Here is a 19,229-nt window from a genome sequence, read left to right as displayed (position 1 = left end):
CAGCCCGCCACCCGGGAGGGCTGGCGGCTCAGTCGTCGAAGGGCTTGAACTGTTCCACTGCGACGATCCTGCTCTTGCTGCCGTGGGCAACGTGGCAGATGATCATCTCTCCGGGTGCCAGATAGGGGTCCGCCACGGGAAGCACGCCCTGGAGCCTGGGGCTCATGGAGTTACTGAGCTGCTTCAGGACGGTGGGCAGTGCCGGGCGATGCGTGCACAGCACCACGGCCCGCTGCTTGTCGAACAGCGCGTCAACAGCAGCCGCCGTCTTCTTCGGGTTCCGCGCGTGCCGGTGCTCCGTCAGGGCGTCCACGAGCTTCACCTTGGCGTCCGAGGCCTTGGCATAAGGCGCGATGGTGGAGACACACCGCCGCCACGGACTGGTGACCACGCGCATCGGCTTCCACACCCGGAGAAGCCTGCTGACGGCCTGGGCCTGCCGGACACCCGTGGCCGCGAGGGGACGTTCGCCTTCGGCTTTTGTCCAGGAGGACCGCGGCTTGGCCTTTGCATGGCGCACGATGACCAGCGGCCAGGTGTGAAGCTCTCCCCGGGCGTGCGCCTCCGCCAGGAACTCAAGCGGCGCAATGTCCGATGGATTGGACAGCATGGTGGCCGCCCTCTCGGGAGTGCACCACATGACGCTGTCCACTTCCTTGCCGTCAGGGCGCAGCTGAGCTCCGTTGACGACTTCCACCGCCCAGTAATGGACCACCTTCAGTCCCGCAGGGACGTGGTAGTGGATCGGCGGGAGCGGGATGCCCAGGGGAGCCTGCAGCCCGATCTCTTCCATCACTTCCCGGACGGCGCACTCAGGCACTGTCTCGCCGGCGTCGAGCTTGCCTTTCGGCCACGACCAGTCGTCATACCTGGGCCGGTGGATCAGCAGGACTTCCAGCTGATCGTTCTTGACGCGCCAAGGTATGGCGCCGGCCGCGGTAACGGCAACGGGCTCGCCGGGGTGGTCGGTCTGGTCTGCTACCGGTGAATCGCTCTTCAAACTCTGGTCCTACCGCCGGGCTGTTGCGCGCTGGCGGGAACGGGAGGCCAGGAGCCAGGACTGGACGTCGTCGAGTTCCCTGCCGTCCTCGTCAAGGTGGTGCCGGGTCCAGTCCCCATTGCTGTCCAGGTGCCAGCTTGCGGTTTCGGGGTCCATGTAGCGGCGCAGCATGTCCAGGACATACGTGGTGTCCTCGCCGCCGGAGAGCTGTACCAGCGCCTCAACCCGGCGGTCCAGGTTGCGGTGCATCATGTCGGCGGAGCCGATGTAGACCACGGGATTGCCCGCATTTGCGAAGGCAAAGACGCGGGAATGCTCGAGGAAACGGCCAAGGACGGAGCGCACCGTGATGTTCTCGCTCAGCCCGGGGATGCCCGGCCGGAGCGAGCAGATTCCGCGCACAATGACGTCCACCTTCACGCCGGCCTGCGATGCCCTGTAAAGGGAGTCGATGATGGCCTCGTCCACCATGGAGTTGACCTTGATCTGCACGCGGGCCGCAATTCCGGCGCGGGCGTTGCGGATCTCGGTCTCGATCCTGTCGATCAGTCCGGAGCGCACCGAGCGCGGTGCCACCAAGAGCCGCTTGAAGGTGGACTTCGGGGCGTAGCCGGAGAGCTGGTTGAAGAGCTTGGACAGGTCTTCGCCCACCTGCTCGTTGGCGGTCAGGAGGCCAAGGTCCTCGTAGTAGCGCGCCGTGCGGGGGTGGTAGTTGCCCGTTCCGATGTGGCAGTAGCGGCGCAGCCCGTCAACCTCCTGGCGCACTACCAGCGACAGCTTGCAGTGCGTCTTCAGGCCCACGATGCCGTACACAACATGCACGCCGGCCTGTTCAAGCTTGCGCGCCCAGGAGATGTTGGCCTGTTCATCAAAACGGGCCTTGATCTCCACCAGGGCCAGGACCTGCTTGCCCGCCTCCGCCGCGTCGATCAGGGCATCCACAATCGGCGAGTCGCCGGACGTGCGGTACAGGGTCTGCTTGATGGCCTGGACCTTGGGGTCGGCGGCCGCCTGCTCCAGGAACGCCTGCACAGAGGTGGAGAAGGAGTCATAGGGGTGATGCAGCAGGATGTCGCGACGGCGCATGGCGGCGAAGACGTTCGCCGCCTTGGACGTTTCGGATTCGTTCAGGTACCGGGAGGTGTGCGGCACGTGCTTCGGGTAGTGCAGGTCTGCCCGGTCAATCCCCGCAATGACGGACAGTCCGCGGAGGTCCAGCGGCGCAGGTACCGAGTAGACCTCGGATTCCTCCACTCCCAGTTCCCGGATCAGCAGGGCCCGGATGTTGGGGTTGATGTCGTGGGTGACTTCGAGGCGGACGGGAGGGCCGAACCGGCGGCGCAGGAGTTCCTTCTCCAGGGCCTGCAGGAGGTTCTCGGCGTCATCTTCCTCCACCTCCACGTCCTCGTTGCGTGTGACGCGGAACGTGTGGTGCTCGAGGACCTCCATGCCGGCGAAGAGTTGGTCCAAGTGGACGGCAATGACTTCCTCAAGGGCGATGAACCGGGCAACGCGCCCTGGCACGGAGCCCGCGCGCGGACCGTCGATGGAGATCAGGCGCGGCAGTTGGTCCGGCACCTTGACACGTGCGAACAGCTCCTTGTCGCTCACAGGGTTCCGGACCACCACAGCCAGATTCAGGGACAGCCCCGAAATGTAGGGGAAGGGGTGTGCAGGGTCCACCGCGAGCGGGGTAAGGATGGGGAAGACCTTTTCCGCGAACATGACGCTGAGGCGGTGCTTGGCATCCTCGTCGAGCTCGTCCCAGTGCATGAGGTGGATGTGCTCGTACGCGAGGGCGGGCCGGATCTGCTCGGCGTAGACCTTGGCGTGGCGTTCCTGCAGCTTGTGCGCCGCCTCGCCGATCTGCTCGAGGACCTGGACGGGGCTGAGGCCGGCGGGGGAGGGCACCGCGAGTCCGGTGGCGATCCGCCGCTTCAGGCCGGCTACCCGGACCATGAAGAACTCGTCGAGGTTGGAGGCGAAGATCGACAGGAAGCTGACCCGCTCGAGCAGGTAGAGGTTGGGGTCTTCGGCCAGTTCAAGGACCCGGGCGTTGAAGGCAAGCCAGCTCAGTTCCCGGTCCAGGAACCGGTCACGGCTGATTTCGCCCTCCGGCTCAAGGATGGCGGCGAATTCAGGGATGTCGATCCGGTCCTGCGTGGCACGGGACGCGGGCACCTCGGAGGAGCCGAAACGGGCACGCACGGGGGCCGCCTTGATTTCGGTCGTTGCTGATCCGGCGGATTCCGGTTGCATGCTCTCTCCTTGATGCTGGGGGATTTAGCTTCAACCTTACAATCATCCGCCCCGGCGGGACCCGCAGATTTAGCGGGGACCGCGCTCAGCGTCGAATGACTGGGCTATCGCCCGTCCAGCGGCCCATACATGACATCGACGTCCCACCGGGTGAAGCCCAACCGGCGGTACAGCGACACGGCCGGAGTGTTGTCCGCATCCGTGTAGAGCATGACGGCGTGAAGGCCCTGCTGCTGCAGGTACCGGATGCCGGCGACCGTCAGTGCTTTGCCCAGGCCCATGCCCTGAGCTGCGGGCGTGACCCCGACGACGTAAACCTCGCCGATCGCGGGATGGGCGCCGTGCTGCGGGTGGACCTTGGTCCAGTGGAAGCCGAGCAGCCGGCCGTCCCTGTCCTCGGCGAGGAGGAAGCCTGCGGGATCGAACCACGGCTCCGCCATCCGCGCCTCAAGGTCTGCCCTGGTCATGGACCCCTGTTCCGGGTGGTGGGCGAACGCCTCGCGGTTGGCCGCCAGCCAGGCGTCCTCGTCCTTGCCCGGCTGAAAGGCGCGCAGCACCACGCCGTCCGGAAGCGCGACGTCGGGCAGTTCAGCCGCCGCTGTGGCCAGCCGCATCTTCCACAGTTCCCGGACGGGGCCGTATCCGTAGCGGGCGGCCAGTTCCGCGGCGGCCTCGTGGTTGCCGTGGGACCAGGCCTTGAGCCCGTCGAATCCCCGGACGGACTTCAGGGAGCCCACGAGCCTGTCCGCCACACCCTGGTTTCGGTAGCTCGGGTGCACGGCGATCTCAAGGACGCCCGTGGCGTCCTCCTCCTCAACGACGACGGCGAAGCCTGCCAGATCCTGGGCTGTGGCGGGATCGGAATCCTCGTCCGGCGCGTAGAGGGCCAGGGTCAGCAGGGAGTGGGGGCCGGCGTCCGCGGCGCGCAGCGTCACCAAGGTCTGTTCCGAGATGGAAGGGTTGCCGTCCGACTCCTCGGCCGCTTCCAGCAGGGTCCTGATGTCCCGCAGCAGCTGTTCGTCAACACCGCCCTTGACGACGGTGACTGGCCAATTCTCCGGGTGCGCAGGGCTCATGGTCTCAAGGCTATACGCAGTGACCGCAGAGATGCCCGATTTGGAGCCGCCGGGAGATGCCGCTATAGTCGATATCTCGTTCGGCTTCTGAAGCTGAATGTGAGGGGGATCCACCAGTGGGGTGGCCTCGATACGTTCGACCCGTATGTCCTCCACTCAAGAACCGCAAAAGGCCCGGACTCAAAAGAGCCCGGGCCTTTTGCGTTGCTTAGAGATTGCCTTGGTTGAGGCTAGCGGCGGGACCGGTCAGGCCTCGGCAAGTTCCTCGTCCTCCTGCTGGCGCACCAGCGTGAGCCGGTACCCGACGTTGCGGACAGTGCTGATCAGGTTCTCGTGGTCCGCGCCCAGCTTGGCACGCAGTCGACGCACGTGCACATCGACGGTGCGCGTGCCCCCGTAGTAGTCATAGCCCCACACCTCGGTCAGCAGCTGCTGGCGCGTGAATACGCGGCCGGGGTGCTGCGCGAGGTACTTGAGGAGCTCGAATTCCTTGAACGTCAGGTTGAGCGCCGCGCCGTTGACCCGCGCCGTGTAGCTCGCCTCGTCGATGACGACGCCGGCAGCCCGGATCTCGGACGGGGTGTCCTCCTCTTCGGGGACGGCCCGTGCCACGGAGAGTCGGATCCTGGCTTCCACCTCGGCGGGGCCGGCGGAATCCAGGACGATGTCATCGACCGCCCAGGCGGAAGACACGGCGGCCATGCCGCCTTCGGTGAGGATCAGCACCAGCGGGGCGCTGAGGCCTGTTGCTTTCAGGAGCTGGGTGAGGGACCGGGCCCCCACGAGGTCTTTGCGCGCGTCCAGGAGGACGATGTCGCAGGGGTCCGTTTCCAGCAGGGCGGTGGGCTCGGCCGGGAGGATGTGAACCCGGTGGTTCAGGAGCTCCAAGGCAGGCAGGATGTCCACCGAGGATCCGGTGCTGTTGGTCAGTAACAGGATGTGCGACATTGTTCCTCCAAGGGGCCGTCCGCGCATCATTGGGCGACTGAACCGGGCTTTCACCGGCCGGTACTGTGCTGGCCGCAGGAGGCGCGGACACGCTGGCGGGCCAGTGTCTCCATTTTCCCTGCGGGAAGCGTAGCTGAGCTTTGAGTATACCCAACGGCTCTCTGGCCGACACTGATTCACGCCTGCAACGCGCCTCATTTGCGACATATGGCAGTCACATAGGGCAGGATTGAACCGTCAGGGCTCCAGCCCAGCCCGTCAACGGCCCAACCCGCCGACGGCACCGCCCGCCCGACGGCCAGCCCGTCAAGGCACAGGCAGATGAGGACGCAGCGAAGTTGAGTGCAGAGTCAAGAGGAGGACGCGATGGCCGCGCCTGAGATGAGCGCTGCCGCGCCTTCCGGGGCCGCCGTGGGGTCCTGGAGCATCGGGGTCATCGGCCTCGCCGGACTGGCCGTCATCATCGCCAGCATTTACCGGACGCCGGATGTCCTGCTTGCTGTGGCCGTGGTGGTTGCCCTGGCCGTTGGCCTGGGCTGGCCGCATTACCTCGGCATCCCGGCCAAGAAGACACTCGCGGCGGTGATCGGGCTCTCGGGCGCCGGTTCGGCCGTGGCGGCGGCCACCGTTCCCGCGCCCGGCTACCTTGACTGGACGCCCGGATTCATCGCCTTGGGGGTCATGTCCGTATTCCTCGTCCAAATCGTGCGCGGAACGGGCCAGGCGCAACGGCTGGAATCAACGCTGGGCTGCTGTGTGGGCGTTCTCCTGTCCTGCCTGGGTGCAGGGTGGATCGCCGGGGCCCGGTTCAACGGGGTCAAGGAAATGATGCTTGTGGCCGGTGTGAGCGCTGCGGTTGCCCTGCTGACGGGCCTGATCCGCTGGCCTGACAGCATCGTCGCTCCGCTGGGGATCATTCTGGCAGGACTTGCCGGGCCGCTGGCCGGGCTCGTTCTCTCCGACGTCGCCGTGCTGCCCGCCGCAGTTTTCGGTGTGGTGGTGGGGTCGGTGCTCGTCAGCTTCCGGCGGCTCGTGACGTTGCGGAGTGTCCCCCTGAACTTTCCGGCTGCCCTGGGGATGGGACTGGCGCCCGTTTCGGCAGTTGGATCACTTGCCTACTTCATAGACAAACTACTCATCTACTAACGCGTTAGGATGGCACCATGTCCGTACTTGCATATGAAATTTTCTTCCTTGTCCTGCTCGGCATCGCGAGCCTTGCCATGGCTTGGTTTGCCGGCTATGTGGTCTACCGCCTGTTCAAGGGACAGAAGTAGAACCACTTCCCTGTTAGCTGCTTCAAGAGGTAACAGCTGTGCCTATCGAGATACCCACAGACCTGACTCCCGAACTGGTCCCGTTGTCCTGGCTCATTGGTGAGTGGGAGGGCCTCGGACGGCTCGGATCAGGCGACGAAGGGTCTGAGCATTTTCTTCAGCACGTTTCGTTCACCCATAACGGGTTGCCGTACCTGCAGTACCGTGCAGAAAGCTGGCTGACCGACGAGGACGGCACCAAACTCCGGCCCCTCACGGTCGAGACCGGATTTTGGGCGCTTGAGCGCAAACAGCTGGATGCCGACGGCGGTCCCGGGCTTATTCCCGCGGATATCGTGCCGGCGTTGAAGAGCGCTGACGAGGTGGAGGCGCTGCGGAACAAGGACGGCGGATTCGACATCTCCGTGTCCATCTCCCATCCGGGCGGGATTTCGGAGCTGTACTACGGCCAGATCAAGGGGCCGCAGATCCAGCTGAGCACCGACATGGTGATGCGGGGGAGCCACTCGAAGGACTACAGCGCGGCCACCCGGATCTTCGGTTTGGTGGACGGGAACCTGCTGTGGCGGTGGGATGTTGCCACCGGCGGCGCCTCCTCGGCCACGTCGTCGGAGCCGGGCAACGGTCTGGAAGCACACGCCTCGGCGTTCCTGAAACGTGTCTCCTGATCCTCGAGCTGACGTCCCCTTAGAGCACTGACGTCCCGGCTCCGGCCGGTTGTCGGGGCCGATATTCGCTGCTGTTCGAAGCGCCTTCCGTCAGTTACGTTGGCCTGAGGTCTCTGACCCTCTGCCCGATGCAACCCAGGGAGCACGTCATGGATGAAGCCCAAGCCCCGGCGGACTACAGCGACCTCAAGGCGCTGTTCTTCAACGGCACCCTCAAACGCTCCCCGCTAAAGAGCAACACCGAAGGGCTGATCCGGCTCAGCCGCCGCATTATGGAAAAGCGGGGGGTGGCCACCCGCTTGATCCGGACCGTGGACCATGACATCGCCAGCGGCGTCTACCCCGACATGCGGGAGTACGGCTGGGAGACCGACGAATGGCCCGAGCTGTACCCGGCGGTGCAGGAGGCCGACATCGTGGTGGTCGCCGGGCCGATCTGGCTCGGTGACAACTCATCCCAGACCAAGAAGCTTATCGAGCGCCTCTACGCACACTCCGGGCAGCTCAATGAGAAGGGCCAGTGGGCGTTCTATCCGAAAGTGGGCGGCTGTCTGATCACCGGGAACGAGGACGGCATCAAGCACTGCTCGATGAATGTCCTCTACAGCCTGCAGCACATAGGGTTCACCATTCCGCCCCAGGCTGATGCCGGCTGGATCGGCCCGGTTGGTCCCGGGCCCAGCTACCTCGACGAGGGGTCCGGCGGGCCGGAGAGTGACTTTACCAACAGAAACACCACGTTCATGACGTGGAATCTCCTGCATCTGGCCCGGACTCTCAAGGACGCCGGCGGGATTCCCGCGTACGGCAACCTTCCGGAAGAATGGAAGGCCGGATCGAAGTTCGGTTTCGAAAACCCGGAATACCGCTGAGCGGGCCGGGACGCCGGACCCCACCGAGCCGGGGTGCACCGATTCGCTGCTCCGGAATACCCACCTAGCCAAGGACGTTCCCTTCATATGACTATCAAGAGCCCTCTGTTGTCGCGCCCTGGAGCCGTCGAAGCGGGCGGCGCCGATTCCGGCGTCGCATCCCACTATGGTGAGCCGCTGCGCGAACAGCGCGCCCTCGCTGCCGGGACCGCCGTCGTCGACCTTTCCCACCGCGGCGTGGTGACCGTCAGCGGACCCGACCGCCTGAGCTGGCTCAATACGCTCTCCTCCCAGCAGGTCACCAACCTGCAGCCCGGTGAGTCCAGCGAGCTGCTGCTGCTGAGTGTGCAGGGCCGCATCGAATTTGACGCCCGGGTAGTGGACGACGGCGGGACCACCTGGCTCATTGTGGAAGCCGCCGAGGCTGCCCCGCTCGCAGAGTGGCTGAACAAGATGAAGTTCATGCTGCGTGTGGAAATCGCGGACGTCTCGGATGACTGGGCCGTGCTGGGATCCACCCGGGCCGTGCCGGAATGGTCCGCCCTGAAGGTCTGGCAGGACCCCTGGCCGCACGTCGGCGCCGGTGGGTACGCCTATTCGGTAGTGGGCGAGGACACCCATCCCGGCGCAGAGCGTCCCTGGTTTGAATACCTGGTCCCTGCCGCGGAGCTGGAAGCAACGGTGGCCCACCGGCCGCTGGCCGGAGTCTCGGCATCCGAAGCCCTGCGCATCGCGGCCTGGCGGCCCCGGCTCGGGGCCGAAACGGACGACAAGACCATCCCGCACGAGCTGGACCTGCTCCGGACCGCCGTCCACCTGGCCAAAGGCTGCTACAAGGGCCAGGAGACCATTGCCCGTGTGCACAACCTGGGCCACCCGCCGCGCAGGCTCGTGTTCCTGCAGCTCGATGGCTCCCAGCACACCATTCCGGAGGCCGGGAGCCCCGTGTTCGTGGGCGAGCGCAAGGTGGGAACTGTCACGTCCGTGGCCCAGCACTACGAGATGGGTCCCATTGCACTGGCGGTCATAAAGCGTTCCGTCGGGCCGGATGAAATACTGACTGTCATGGACGGTGAAGAGCCGTACACAGCCGCGCAGGAAGTAATCGTGGCTCCCGACGCCGGGCAAGTGGTTGGCCGGCAGACCGGATTCCTGAGGGGGACCCACAAATGACAGACCAGACGGACCCGCACTCCCCGGGCGGCACCGCCGCCGGGATGGACGAGGAGACGCTCGAACTCGCGCACCGGCTCTTCGACGCCGCACGCAACGGCGAAACCGAGATGCTCCGCAGTTACCTCAACGCCGGTGCCCCCGCCACGCTCACCAACGCCGCCGGGGACTCGCTGCTCATGCTCGCGGCCTATCACGGGCATGCCGAGACTGTGCAGCTGATCCTGTACCACGGCGGGGACGCGAACCAGGCCAACGGGCGCGGACAGACGCCCCTGGCGGGCGCGGTCTTCAAGGGCTACACGGACGTGGCCCGGGTACTGCTCGACGCCGGCGCCAATCCCGACGCCGGAACCCCCTCGGCGCGCGCTGCGGCGGACATGTTCGCCCGCAAGGACATCCAGGACCTGCTGGCTTAGGCACTCACCGCCGGCCCAGCACCCAGCAGCCGCCTGCACCTAAAGGAATTCTTTTTGGAAAACGTCAGCAGGCCGTGGCCTGCCCTCTGGTCTCTGGTCATCGGATTCTTCATGATCCTGATCGACACCACCATCGTTTCCGTGGCCAATCCGCGGATCATGGAGGGACTGCGGACGGACATCACCGCCGTCATCTGGGTCACGAGCGCCTACCTGCTGGCGTATGCCGTGCCGCTGCTCATCACCGGGCGGCTGGGGGACCGCTTCGGGCCCAAGCGCCTTTACCTGTCCGGACTCGTCGTTTTCACCGTTGCCTCGCTGTGGTGCGGGTTGTCCGGCAGTGTCCAGATGCTGGTCGCTGCCCGTGTCCTTCAAGGTCTCGGTGCTGCACTCATGACGCCACAGACCATGGCCGTGATAACCCGGATCTTTCCGCCGGACCGGCGTGGAGCCGCCATGGGGCTGTGGGGTGCCACCGCAGGCATGGCCACGCTGGTGGGTCCGATCCTCGGAGGCGTGCTGGTGGACGGGCTGGGCTGGGAGTGGATCTTCTTCATCAATGTCCCGATCGGGATCGTGGGATTCATCCTCGCCTGGCGTTTCGTGCCGTCCCTGACGACCCATCCGCACAGGTTCGACGTTCCCGGCGTGGTGCTCAGCGCCGTCGGGCTTTTACTGCTGGTGTTTGGCCTCCAGGAGGGCGAGACCTACAGCTGGGGCACCATTGCCGGGCCCGTGACGGTCTGGGGGCTGATCATCAGCGGAATCGTGGTGCTGGCGCTTTTCGTCGGCTGGCAGGCCGTGAACAAAGGCGAACCGCTCTTGCCGCTGGGCCTCTTCAAGGACCGCAATTTCTCGCTCGCCAACATCGGGATCACCACGGTGGGGTTCACCGTTACGGCCTTCGGGCTGCCGCTGGTCTTCTACTACCAGATGGTGCGTGGCATGACGCCCACGCAGTCGGCGCTGATGATGGTGCCGATGGCGCTGATTTCCGGCGGCCTGGCCCCGGTGGTCGGCAGGATCATTGACCGGGTGAACCCGAAATACCTCACCTCCGCCGGGCTGCTGCTCATGGCAGTGGCGCTGTTCTGGAACTCTGCCCTCATGCACCCGGACACCCCCGTGTGGCTGTTCCTGCTGCCGAGTGCCCTGCTTGGTTTCGCGAATGCGGGCATCTGGGCTCCGCTGAGTTCCACGGCCACCCGCAACCTGCCGCCGCGGCAGGCCGGTGCCGGGGCCGGCGTGTACAACACCACCAGGCAGATCGGCGCCGTCCTCGGCAGTGCGGCCATTGCTGTCCTCATGCAGGCCCGGCTCGCGGCCGAGCTTCCGGCCGCCGGCGCGCCAGGGGAGGCCGGCGCGGGCGGGCCGGGCGGCGAGGCAATGAGCTTCGGCGGCCGGCTGCCCGAGGCGCTCCACGAGGGATTCTCGACAGCGATGGGCCAGTCGATCATGCTGCCTGCGGCCGTGATCGTGCTGGGCGCCGCGGTGGCCCTTTTCTTCGCCCGGCCGAATCCGGTCCACGGCTGGGGCGGGCAGCAGCCGGCGGCTGCGGAAACGGCAGCGGCCAAGTCGCCCTAGCCGCGTTGCCTCAGCCCAGCAGCACGCTGGTCTCGATGCCGCCCGTAGCGAAACCCAGGCTCCGCGCAATGGCCAGTGAGCCCTTGTTGCTGACGTCGGTGCGCCACTGCAGCGTCAGCCCCGATGCGAGCGCCTCGTGGGCTGCGATCGACGCTGCCAGCGACCCCACGCCGCGGCGGCGCCACCGCGGTGCCACGAGCACGCCCATGTGGGCCAGAATCCCTTCCCACTCCGAGTACGCGCCGCAGGCCACAGGCACGGTGCGGCCATCCTCACGGTGCAGGATCGTATAGCGGTTTTCGAGGTCTGAGAGCCCCACTTCGTTGACGTCGTCAGGCGGGCACAGCCCCTCCAGTTCGATGGCCTCCGGATTCCCGTGGGAGACGGTCAGTTCCCCCGAGAGCTCCAGCAGCGGCAGGTCGTCAGCGAAGAACAGCGCGGCAGAGCCCTGGCCGTGGCCGCCGTGCTGCCGTGTGATGGTCAGCAGCGTCACGTGCTGGGCCATTTCCTCATCGGCGATTCCGGCGGCGGCGTCCAGGGCCCACTGCGGCCCCACAAGCGCGGAACTGCCGAACAGGCGGACGAACTCCACGGAGCGGGCCGAATCGTCCGCCCGGGTGATACGCTCGCCGGTTTCCAGTGCGCTGGCGAAAGCGCCGTCGTCGAGCCCCAGCCGGCGTGCCCAGGCCAGCTGAATGATGGCGGCGGAGTGGGACTCAAGGCTCATGACTCCAGCCTACCGACACGCGCCGCCCACGAAGTGCGAATGGACACCTAAGCCCTTCCGGGGACGCGCGAACGGGCAGATAATGCCCTCAAAAGTCAGGGAAGAGGGCATTATCTGCCGGTTCGCGCCGCGGGAAGCGGCGGGCAGGAGCGGCGGGTTAGCCGAAGAGGACCGCGGCTTCGTCGTAACGGTGCTGCGGGACGGTCTTGAGCTTTCCGAGGGCCGCTTCGAAGCCGACGTGGTCGATGTCGGTGCCGTTCAGGGACACCATCGTGCCCCAGCGGCCTTCGACCACTGAGTCGATGGCGGCCATGCCAAGGCGGGTGGCCAACACCCGGTCGAAGGCGGACGGAACGCCGCCGCGCTGGATGTGGCCCAGGATGGTGGCGCGGGTTTCAATGCCGGTCCTGGCTTCGATTTCCGGGGCGAGCTGGTCGGCGATGCCGCCCAGCCGCGGCCGGCCAAACGTGTCCAGGCCGCGTTCGGAGTGCGGGGACTCCATGTGTTCCGGCACGAAGCCCTCGGCTACCACCACAAGCGGCGCACGGCCACGGTCATGGGCTTCGGTCACCCATTTGGTGATCTGCTCGATGCTGACCTTCTGCTCCGGAATCAAAATGGCGTGGGCGCCCGAGGCCATGCCGGCATGCAATGCGATCCATCCGACGTGGCGGCCCATGACCTCGGCGATCATGCAGCGGTGGTGTGATTCTCCGGTGGTGCGCAGACGGTCGATGGCTTCGGTGGCGATCTGGACGGCGGTGTCGAAACCGAACGTGTAGTCCGTGGCGTCGAGGTCGTTGTCCACGGTCTTGGGAACGCCCACGATTTTCAGGCCGGCGTCTGTGAGGCGCTTGGCGGCCGCGAGGGTGCCTTCGCCGCCGATGGCGATGATGGCGTCAATGCCGAGCCGGTCCATGTGGGCCTTGATGACTTCCGGTCCGCCGCCGTTCTCGAACGGGTTGGTGCGGGAGGTACCAAGGATGGTGCCGCCCTGCTTGGCAATGCCCCGGACGAGCGTGCGGGGGATCGGGATGATGTCCCCCTCGACCACGCCGCGCCATCCGTCGAGGAACCCCACGAATTCGTGGCCGTGGATGGCGATGCCCTTAAGGACCGCACCGCGGATCACGGCATTCAGTCCGGGGCAGTCGCCGCCGCTGGTGAGGATTCCAATTTTCATTATTTCGGCTCAAATCCTGGTTCGAAGGTATACGGGCAGAGCGCCACGCTGAGCTCACCTAGATTCTAGTGGGCAGTGTGGTCGAGGACACAAACGATGACATGCAGTGCCCGCCGGGGGCGTTCGGCTTAAGCAGAGGTGCCCCTGCTCCGTGGAGCAGGGGCACTGAACCGGTCGGCCGCCGTCGTCCGTCAGGAGCGCTTGCCGCGCTTCTCGAGGAAGGATTCGAGGGCGATGACGTTGCTCTGGTTCGGCAGGACCAGCCATGCCGCCAGATAGAACACCACAGCCGGACCGGGCAGGAGGCAAAAGATGAGGAAACCGATCCGGACGTAGGCGACGTCCACATTGAACTTGTCGGCGATCCCGCCGCAGACTCCGCCGAGCCAACGCTGCGGACCGCGTTTCAGGCCGAGGCCCCTGACGATGCTGTAGAACTTTTCCATGCCTCAAGCCTTCCCGGTTGTGGGGCCATTGTCACGTCGGCGGGCTGAAAGCAGCCCGCCGATGACCAGGGCGGCGCCGGCGCCGATCATGAGCCCGATCAGGACGTACGTTCCGTTCAGGACCACGATCCCCAGCTGGGAGACGATGATCAGGACGGCCAGCGCGAGAACCACGAGCCCCCAGACGATGGTCCCGACGCGTGCCGAATCGGGGGCTGGCTCACCCTGCTCGGCCGTCAGCGGATCCGGGGCCTTGGAGGTGCCGGGCGTGGAGGAGGGGTCCGGTTTGGGGTCGAAGCTGCTCATGTCAGTTTCCTTCCTGGATGGTGATGGTGCTGACCGTGCCGTCGATCTGCAGGATCAGCCGGGCGCCGGGCCTGTCCGTGTTGTAGCTGCTCTGCCTGGAGGTGATGCCGCCGCGGTGGTTCGTGCCTTCATGCAGGTTCCCGAGCGTCATGTCGGCCCGGACGTCCACCGGCACTGTCCTCGGCAGGATGACCGTGACGTTGCTGGCGGTCACGTCCATGGGGACGACGACGTCGGCGGGCAGCGGCGCGGCCGGGTTCAGTCCGGTGAGGTCAACGGTTCCCCGTCCTCCGGTGATCTGGAACCCGTCGCGGGCCTGCTCGATGCTCGCGGGGTTCCAGTCTGCGTTCTGGAAGCGGAAGCGGTCACCGTTCGCAACCGAGTTGAAGATGCCGCCGACGACCAGGGCGACCACGGCCAAGAAGCCGAGGATCCCGGAGGTCCTGCCTCGGAGGCCGGCCAGCAGGATTCCGAGGCCGAGGACGGCAGCGCCGCTGGCCCAAACTACAGCGTTCGCGGAATCGCCCAGATCAATCACGTTTCCGGCGTCGAGCGCTTTGAGCGAGCCGCCGACCAGCAACGCGAGGCCTGCGGTGATGGCGACGGCGGGGGCGCCAGGGCCTGCCGGCTTTGACTTCGGTGCGGGAACGGGTGTCGGCACCGGTGCCGGTCCGCGCGGCGGTACGCTGCCGAAGCCGCCGCCGTACGGCGGGACATGCCCCTGGCCGGCGCCGCCGTACGGTGTTTGGGTGCCGTACGGGGTGTTGGGGGCGTACGGGCTGTTGGGCGCGTACGGCGGGTGGGGTTCCGACGCCGGCCCCGCACCGTACGTCGTCGACGCGGCTGGCGTCCCCGCAGCGAACGCGGCTGCAGAGCCGTCGGCGGGGGAGCCGCCGGTGGCTGTGTATCCATATGCGGAGCTGCTGTCCGCCGGTGTGTGGTTCATGGCTGCTCCAGTGCGCTTTCTGTTGCGCTGGGTGAGGAAGTAGATGAGGTAAACGAGGCCGCCGATCCAGAACAGCGCCCAGAAGAAGCCGAAGCCATCGCGGCCCCAGCCCCAGTAACCGCCGCCCATGCCCGTGAAGCCGATAACCGTGGTGACCAGGGCGCCCGTCATGCCGCTGGTCCAGCGGCCGGCCCCTGCTTCCTGCGTGTGGATCCGGCCGTCCGGCTCCGGGAGGAGCGCCCAGCCGATGCCGTAAAGCACGACACCGATGCCGGCAAACAGGGTCAGCACGATGAAGATGCCCCGCACGATCAGTGGATCGATGCCCATCCGCTCGGCGATGCCGCTCGAGACGCCGCCGATCCAGCGGTCAGGTCCGCGGTATACGCCGTGGCTGCGGATCCAGTCGAAGAAGTCCAGTTGCCGGGGCGCCTGGCCATAGCCCGTGCCGAAGGCAGGACCGCCGGCGGCAGGACCACCGGATCCGCCGCGGCCGCCGGGAAGGCCGTGGGTGTCGTGCGGAGGGAGCAGGGGCTCTGTCTGCGGGCCGGTCGTGGCCTCGTGCCGGGGTTCGGCGGGACCGTCGGCAGGACTGTCAGCGGACGGCTCCGGCGGGGATGGCTTGGATGCCTCAAGGGGACGAGTCTGGTCGTCCGACATGTCAGAGGGCTGTTGCCCATCAGAGGGATTTGGGTTTTGCGAGTTCATACTTCGATACTGCCGTTCCAGGGTCTCCGCCTCTATTGGGGAGTACCCTGAGCCGCCCCTGACTGGCCCCTGGTCCGGGCCGGAATGCGGTCCCCGAAACCCTGATCCGTGTTTGGATTGATGCATGACCACCGTTCCCGTCCGCCCGCCGCTCGTCCGCAGCAGCGACCGCGTGATCGCCGGAGTCTGCTCCGGCCTGTCAGCGCACCTCGGCTGGCCGGTCCGGATGGTGCGCCTCGGGATGGCCGTGGCCGCGCTCGCCGGCGGCGCGGGGCTCGTTTTCTATGCGTGGCTCTGGATCATGGTTCCTACCGCAGACGAAGCCGCCCGGCGGAACGCAAAGCGCCCGGCGTCGCCCATTGCACCGGCAGTGAGCGGCCCCGCAGTGAGCGGGCCCGCGGTGACCAGCCCCATGGCGGGCGATCCCGCAGTCCAGTCCGCCGTCGTCCCCCAACCTTCCGCGGCCGCCTTCCCGTCCGCAGCGTACGACGCCGGAACCTCCTTCCAGCCGACGCCGGCCGGCCCGGGGCCCGGGGCCACCGGCCCGGCTGTCGAGGGCATCGCCGCCGGAGGCACGGGGGCCTGGTTCCGGGTGCGCAGCATGCGCTATGGCAAGGAAATACTGCTTGGTTCGGGCCTGCTGCTGGTGGCAGGGATCCTGATTGCCAGGCTGCTCGGTGCGGACGTCCCGCTGGGGACGCTCATCCCCGCCGCGGCCATCCTCGGCGGTGCCGCCATCGCCTGGATGCAGCTCGACGAGACACGCCGCGCCGGTCTGGTGGACAAGACCAAGGCGGACCAGGCGGGCGGCTGGGCGCGGCTGGCCGCCGGGCTGGCGCTCGTAGTGGCAGGCGTGCTCGTGATGGTGTCCGGCTCCGGCTCCTGGGAACAGACCTGGCTGGCGCTGCTGGCGTCCGTGGCGGTGCTCGGCGGTGTGGCGCTGGTGCTGCTGCCGTGGGGCCTGAAGTTCTGGCGCGACCTCGAGACCGAACGCGCCGGCAGGGTGCGCGAGAGCGAGCGCGCGGAAATCGCCGCCCACCTGCACGACTCCGTGCTGCAGACCCTCGCCCTGATCCAGCGCCGCGCCGGCAACGAGCACGACGTCGTGCGGCTGGCCCGGGCACAGGAGCGGGAACTCCGCGGCTGGCTCTTCAAGGACCCGGCCAAGGAGCCCGGCCAGCTCTCTGACCGGATTAAGGCTGCCGCTGCCGAGGTCGAGGACGGCCTCGGCAACGCGGTGGACGTGGTGAGCGTGGGCGACACGGCGATGACCGACCGGCACGAGGCCCTGGTCCAGGCCAGCCGCGAGGCCATGCTCAACGCCTCCCGCCACGGTGGCGGTCCCGTCTCCGTGTACCTTGAGGTGTCCGACGGCGGCGTTGAAGTCTTCGTGAAGGACCGCGGCGCAGGATTCGAACTGCAGGCCGTCCCGGAAGACAGGCTGGGCGTCCGCGAATCAATCATTGGCCGGATGAAACGGCACGGCGGCACCGCCGACATCAACAGCAGCCCGGACGGCACGGAGGTTCGCCTGAAGCTTCCTTCCGCCGTGGCTGGAGACGGGGAAGGAAAGCCATGAGCACGCCGGCAGCGAACGGGCCACAGGCAGGAGGCCACGACGGAACCGTGAGGGTGGTGATCGTGGACGACCACGCAATCTTCCGCTCTGGCCTGAAGGCCGACCTCGATTCGCGGGTGATCGTCGTGGGGGAGGCGGGAACCGTGGAGCAGGCCATCGAGGTCATCGCCCGCACCCGGCCCGAGGTGGTGCTGCTCGACGTGCACCTCCCCGGCGGCCTGGGCGGGGGCGGACGGGAGGTCATCGCCGGCTCAGCTGCGCTGCTGGGCACCACGAAGTTCCTGGCGCTCAGCGTGTCGGACGCCGCCGAGGACGTGGTCGCCGTGATTCGTGCCGGAGCCCGCGGCTATGTGACCAAGACGATTTCCGGGGCGGAGATCACAGACGCCGTCTTCCGGGTGGCCGGCGGCGACGCCGTGTTTTCGCCACGGCTCGCCGGCTTCGTCCTGGATGCGTTCGGTACTGCCCCCGCCGACATTGCCGACGACGAACTGGACAAGCTCTCAGCCCGGGAACTCGAGGTCATGAGGCTCATCGCGCGCGGCTACAGCTACAAGGAGGTGGCGAAGGAGCTGTTCATCTCCATCAAGACCGTGGAAACGCACGTATCGGCGGTGCTGCGGAAGCTGCAGCTCTCCAGCCGGCACGAACTGACAAAGTGGGCCGCGGAGCGCCGGCTGCTCTAACCAACCCCGACGCTCCCGCACTTCCTGCCGGTTAACCACAGACGCTCTCTCACCGGGGGTGAGAGAGCGTCTGTGTAATTCTTGCGGAAAGTGCGGGAGCGTCTGCTACTGAGCCTTGCCCAGGAAGTCCTGCAGACGGGCAACACCGGTGGCAAGGTCGTCGTCGCCGAGGGCGTAGGACAGGCGAAGGTAGCCGGAGGGGCCGAAGGCCTCGCCGGGAACCACGGCCACCTCAACCTCGTCCAGGATCAGTGCCGCGAGTTCGGCCGACGCTGCAGGGCGGACGGGACCATTCGCCGTCGGGAACTCCTTGCCGAGCAGGGCGCGAACGTCCGCGTAGACATAGAAGGCGCCCTTCGGCGTCGGGCATTCGATGCCCTCAATGGCGTTGAGGCCGGCCACGATAGCCTTGCGGCGGCGGTCGAAGGCCACCTTCATCTCATCGACGGCGGTCAGCGGACCCGACACGGCGGCGAGGGCAGCGATCTGCGGGATGTTGGACACGTTGGACGTGGCATGGGACTGGAGGTTGGTGGCTGCCTTGATGACGTCGGCCGGGCCGATCATCCAGCCCACGCGCCAGCCGGTCATGGCGTAGGTCTTGGCCACACCGTTGAGGATGACGACCTTGTCGCCGAGTTCGGGGGCCGCGGTCGCGATCGAGGTGAACGGGACGCCGTCGTAGGTAAGGTGCTCGTAGATCTCGTCGGTGACCACCCAGAGGCCCTTGGCAGCAGCCCACTTGCCGATTTCGGCGACCTGTTCGGGGGAGTAAACGGAACCGGTGGGGTTGGAAGGGGAGACGAAGAGCAGGATCTTGGTGCGGTCCGTCACGGCCGCCTCCAGCTGCTCCACGGTGACGAGGTAGTCCTGCTCGGGTCCGGCGAAGACCTCCACGGGCACACCGCCGGCCAGCCGGATGGCTTCCGGGTAGGTGGTCCAAAAAGGTGTGGGGACAATCACTTCGTCGCCCGGGTCAACCAGTGTGGCGAAGGTGTTGTAGACGGCCTGCTTGCCGCCGTTGGTGACCAGCACCTGGGATGGATCGGCCTTGTAGCCGGAGTCCCGGAAGGTCTTCTCCGCAATGGCTTTCTTCAGCTCCGGCAGGCCGGCGGCAGGAGAGTAACGGTGGTACTTCGGCTGGCCTGCGGCTTCGATGGCAGCCTTGACGATGTAGTCCGGGGTGGGGAAGTCGGGCTCGCCTGCGCCGAAGCCAATCACGGGCCGGCCGGCCGCCTTTAGCGCCTTGGCCTTGGCATCGACAGCCAAGGTGGCGGATTCGGCAATGGCGGAAATGCGCTGGGAAACGCGGGCGGCAGACATGGCGGGTCCGTTCTTCGATTGCAGCTCGATAGCTGAATGGTGGAATTCG

Annotated in this window: 18 protein-coding genes; 8 read left to right on the top strand and 10 right to left on the bottom strand. The window is 66.8% G+C overall.

Annotated features, from left to right (window positions below; all coding sequences use genetic code 11):
- Window positions 1-28: 28 nt before the first annotated feature.
- The 4 genes from ACIP90_RS15520 to ACIP90_RS15505 all read right to left on the bottom strand — a co-directional run bounded on the left by ACIP90_RS15520 (window position 29) and on the right by ACIP90_RS15505 (window position 5,283).
- Window positions 29-1,000: an NUDIX domain-containing protein gene (locus ACIP90_RS15520; RefSeq protein WP_400580346.1), complete on the bottom strand. Its 972-nt coding sequence runs from the start codon at window positions 998-1,000 to the stop codon at window positions 29-31.
- Between the two features lie 9 nt (window positions 1,001-1,009).
- Window positions 1,010-3,259, bottom strand: coding sequence for an RNA degradosome polyphosphate kinase (locus ACIP90_RS15515; RefSeq protein WP_400580345.1), 2,250 nt, complete (start codon window positions 3,257-3,259; stop codon window positions 1,010-1,012).
- A 104-nt stretch (window positions 3,260-3,363) separates the two neighbouring features.
- On the bottom strand, window positions 3,364-4,335 hold the full coding sequence (mshD, locus tag ACIP90_RS15510) for a mycothiol synthase (RefSeq protein ID WP_400580343.1): 972 nt from the start codon (window positions 4,333-4,335) through the stop codon (window positions 3,364-3,366).
- A 246-nt stretch (window positions 4,336-4,581) separates the two neighbouring features.
- On the bottom strand, window positions 4,582-5,283 hold the full coding sequence (locus ACIP90_RS15505) for a winged-helix domain-containing protein (protein ID WP_400580342.1): 702 nt from the start codon (window positions 5,281-5,283) through the stop codon (window positions 4,582-4,584).
- A gap of 366 nt (window positions 5,284-5,649) precedes the next feature.
- Here ACIP90_RS15505 and ACIP90_RS15500 point away from each other — a divergent pair, with 366 nt between their 5' ends.
- The 6 genes from ACIP90_RS15500 (at window position 5,650) to ACIP90_RS15475 (ending at window position 11,276) form a co-directional block, all read left to right on the top strand.
- Window positions 5,650-6,429, top strand: a complete 780-nt coding sequence (locus ACIP90_RS15500; RefSeq protein ID WP_400580340.1) for a permease — start codon at window positions 5,650-5,652, stop codon at window positions 6,427-6,429.
- 169 nt (window positions 6,430-6,598) lie between these two features.
- Window positions 6,599-7,228, top strand: coding sequence for an FABP family protein (locus ACIP90_RS15495; protein WP_400580338.1), 630 nt, complete (start codon window positions 6,599-6,601; stop codon window positions 7,226-7,228).
- A gap of 149 nt (window positions 7,229-7,377) precedes the next feature.
- Window positions 7,378-8,100 (top strand): flavodoxin family protein, encoded by a 723-nt coding sequence (locus ACIP90_RS15490; protein ID WP_400580337.1) that lies wholly within the window; start codon window positions 7,378-7,380, stop codon window positions 8,098-8,100.
- An 87-nt stretch (window positions 8,101-8,187) separates the two neighbouring features.
- Entirely contained in the window at window positions 8,188-9,273 is a 1,086-nt protein-coding gene (locus tag ACIP90_RS15485; protein WP_400580335.1) for a YgfZ/GcvT domain-containing protein, read from the top strand.
- Entirely contained in the window at window positions 9,270-9,692 is a 423-nt protein-coding gene (locus ACIP90_RS15480) for an ankyrin repeat domain-containing protein (protein ID WP_400580333.1), read from the top strand. The genes ACIP90_RS15485 and ACIP90_RS15480 overlap by 4 nt, the downstream gene beginning before the upstream one ends.
- A gap of 54 nt (window positions 9,693-9,746) precedes the next feature.
- On the top strand, window positions 9,747-11,276 hold the full coding sequence (locus ACIP90_RS15475) for an MFS transporter (protein WP_400580331.1): 1,530 nt from the start codon (window positions 9,747-9,749) through the stop codon (window positions 11,274-11,276).
- Between the two features lie 10 nt (window positions 11,277-11,286).
- Here ACIP90_RS15475 and ACIP90_RS15470 read toward each other — a convergent pair whose 3' ends face one another.
- The 5 genes from ACIP90_RS15470 to ACIP90_RS15450 all read right to left on the bottom strand — a co-directional run bounded on the left by ACIP90_RS15470 (window position 11,287) and on the right by ACIP90_RS15450 (window position 15,592).
- Window positions 11,287-12,003 carry a GNAT family N-acetyltransferase gene (locus ACIP90_RS15470; protein WP_400580330.1) on the bottom strand — a complete coding sequence of 239 codons (717 nt, stop codon included), beginning with the start codon at window positions 12,001-12,003 and terminating at the stop codon, window positions 11,287-11,289.
- 157 nt (window positions 12,004-12,160) lie between these two features.
- Entirely contained in the window at window positions 12,161-13,186 is a 1,026-nt protein-coding gene (locus tag ACIP90_RS15465) for a 6-phosphofructokinase (RefSeq protein ID WP_400580328.1), read from the bottom strand.
- A gap of 191 nt (window positions 13,187-13,377) precedes the next feature.
- Window positions 13,378-13,632 carry a PspC domain-containing protein gene (locus ACIP90_RS15460; protein ID WP_400580326.1) on the bottom strand — a complete coding sequence of 85 codons (255 nt, stop codon included), beginning with the start codon at window positions 13,630-13,632 and terminating at the stop codon, window positions 13,378-13,380.
- A 3-nt stretch (window positions 13,633-13,635) separates the two neighbouring features.
- A complete protein-coding gene (locus ACIP90_RS15455) occupies window positions 13,636-13,938 on the bottom strand; it encodes a hypothetical protein (protein ID WP_400580325.1) in 303 nt (100 codons plus the stop codon).
- A gap of 1 nt (window position 13,939) precedes the next feature.
- On the bottom strand, window positions 13,940-15,592 hold the full coding sequence (locus ACIP90_RS15450; RefSeq protein WP_400580323.1) for a PspC domain-containing protein: 1,653 nt from the start codon (window positions 15,590-15,592) through the stop codon (window positions 13,940-13,942).
- A gap of 124 nt (window positions 15,593-15,716) precedes the next feature.
- On the opposite strand from ACIP90_RS15450, the gene ACIP90_RS15445 reads away from it, so the two are divergent.
- Both ACIP90_RS15445 and ACIP90_RS15440 read left to right on the top strand, forming a co-directional pair.
- A complete protein-coding gene (locus ACIP90_RS15445; protein WP_400580321.1) occupies window positions 15,717-17,171 on the top strand; it encodes a PspC domain-containing protein in 1,455 nt (484 codons plus the stop codon).
- A complete protein-coding gene (locus tag ACIP90_RS15440; RefSeq protein WP_400580319.1) occupies window positions 17,168-17,857 on the top strand; it encodes a LuxR C-terminal-related transcriptional regulator in 690 nt (229 codons plus the stop codon). Before ACIP90_RS15445 ends, ACIP90_RS15440 begins: the two co-directional genes overlap by 4 nt.
- A 105-nt stretch (window positions 17,858-17,962) precedes the next feature.
- Here the strand turns inward: ACIP90_RS15440 and ACIP90_RS15435 are convergent, their stop codons facing one another.
- A complete protein-coding gene (locus ACIP90_RS15435) occupies window positions 17,963-19,180 on the bottom strand; it encodes a pyridoxal phosphate-dependent aminotransferase (protein WP_400580318.1) in 1,218 nt (405 codons plus the stop codon).
- Between the last annotated feature and the right edge of the window lie 49 nt (window positions 19,181-19,229).

This window comes from Arthrobacter sp. NPDC093139 (assembly GCF_044754165.1).
Taxonomy (GTDB): Bacteria; Actinomycetota; Actinomycetes; order Actinomycetales; family Micrococcaceae; genus Arthrobacter.
The sequence above is the reverse complement of the archived record's forward strand: the minus strand, read 5'-3'. Positions and strand labels throughout refer to the sequence as shown.

Coding starts and splice junctions, on each gene's coding strand:
- ACIP90_RS15515 (WP_400580345.1), bottom strand. CDS start 3,259: ATGCAACCGGAATCCGCCGGATCAGCAACGACCGAAATCAAGGCGGCC.
- mshD (WP_400580343.1), bottom strand. CDS start 4,335: ATGAGCCCTGCGCACCCGGAGAATTGGCCAGTCACCGTCGTCAAGGGC.
- ACIP90_RS15505 (WP_400580342.1), bottom strand. CDS start 5,283: ATGTCGCACATCCTGTTACTGACCAACAGCACCGGATCCTCGGTGGAC.
- ACIP90_RS15500 (WP_400580340.1), top strand. CDS start 5,650: ATGGCCGCGCCTGAGATGAGCGCTGCCGCGCCTTCCGGGGCCGCCGTG.
- ACIP90_RS15490 (WP_400580337.1), top strand. CDS start 7,378: ATGGATGAAGCCCAAGCCCCGGCGGACTACAGCGACCTCAAGGCGCTG.
- ACIP90_RS15485 (WP_400580335.1), top strand. CDS start 8,188: ATGACTATCAAGAGCCCTCTGTTGTCGCGCCCTGGAGCCGTCGAAGCG.
- ACIP90_RS15480 (WP_400580333.1), top strand. CDS start 9,270: ATGACAGACCAGACGGACCCGCACTCCCCGGGCGGCACCGCCGCCGGG.
- ACIP90_RS15470 (WP_400580330.1), bottom strand. CDS start 12,003: ATGAGCCTTGAGTCCCACTCCGCCGCCATCATTCAGCTGGCCTGGGCA.
- ACIP90_RS15465 (WP_400580328.1), bottom strand. CDS start 13,186: ATGAAAATTGGAATCCTCACCAGCGGCGGCGACTGCCCCGGACTGAAT.
- ACIP90_RS15460 (WP_400580326.1), bottom strand. CDS start 13,632: ATGGAAAAGTTCTACAGCATCGTCAGGGGCCTCGGCCTGAAACGCGGT.
- ACIP90_RS15455 (WP_400580325.1), bottom strand. CDS start 13,938: ATGAGCAGCTTCGACCCCAAACCGGACCCCTCCTCCACGCCCGGCACC.
- ACIP90_RS15450 (WP_400580323.1), bottom strand. CDS start 15,592: ATGAACTCGCAAAACCCAAATCCCTCTGATGGGCAACAGCCCTCTGAC.
- ACIP90_RS15445 (WP_400580321.1), top strand. CDS start 15,717: ATGACCACCGTTCCCGTCCGCCCGCCGCTCGTCCGCAGCAGCGACCGC.
- ACIP90_RS15440 (WP_400580319.1), top strand. CDS start 17,168: ATGAGCACGCCGGCAGCGAACGGGCCACAGGCAGGAGGCCACGACGGA.
- ACIP90_RS15435 (WP_400580318.1), bottom strand. CDS start 19,180: ATGTCTGCCGCCCGCGTTTCCCAGCGCATTTCCGCCATTGCCGAATCC.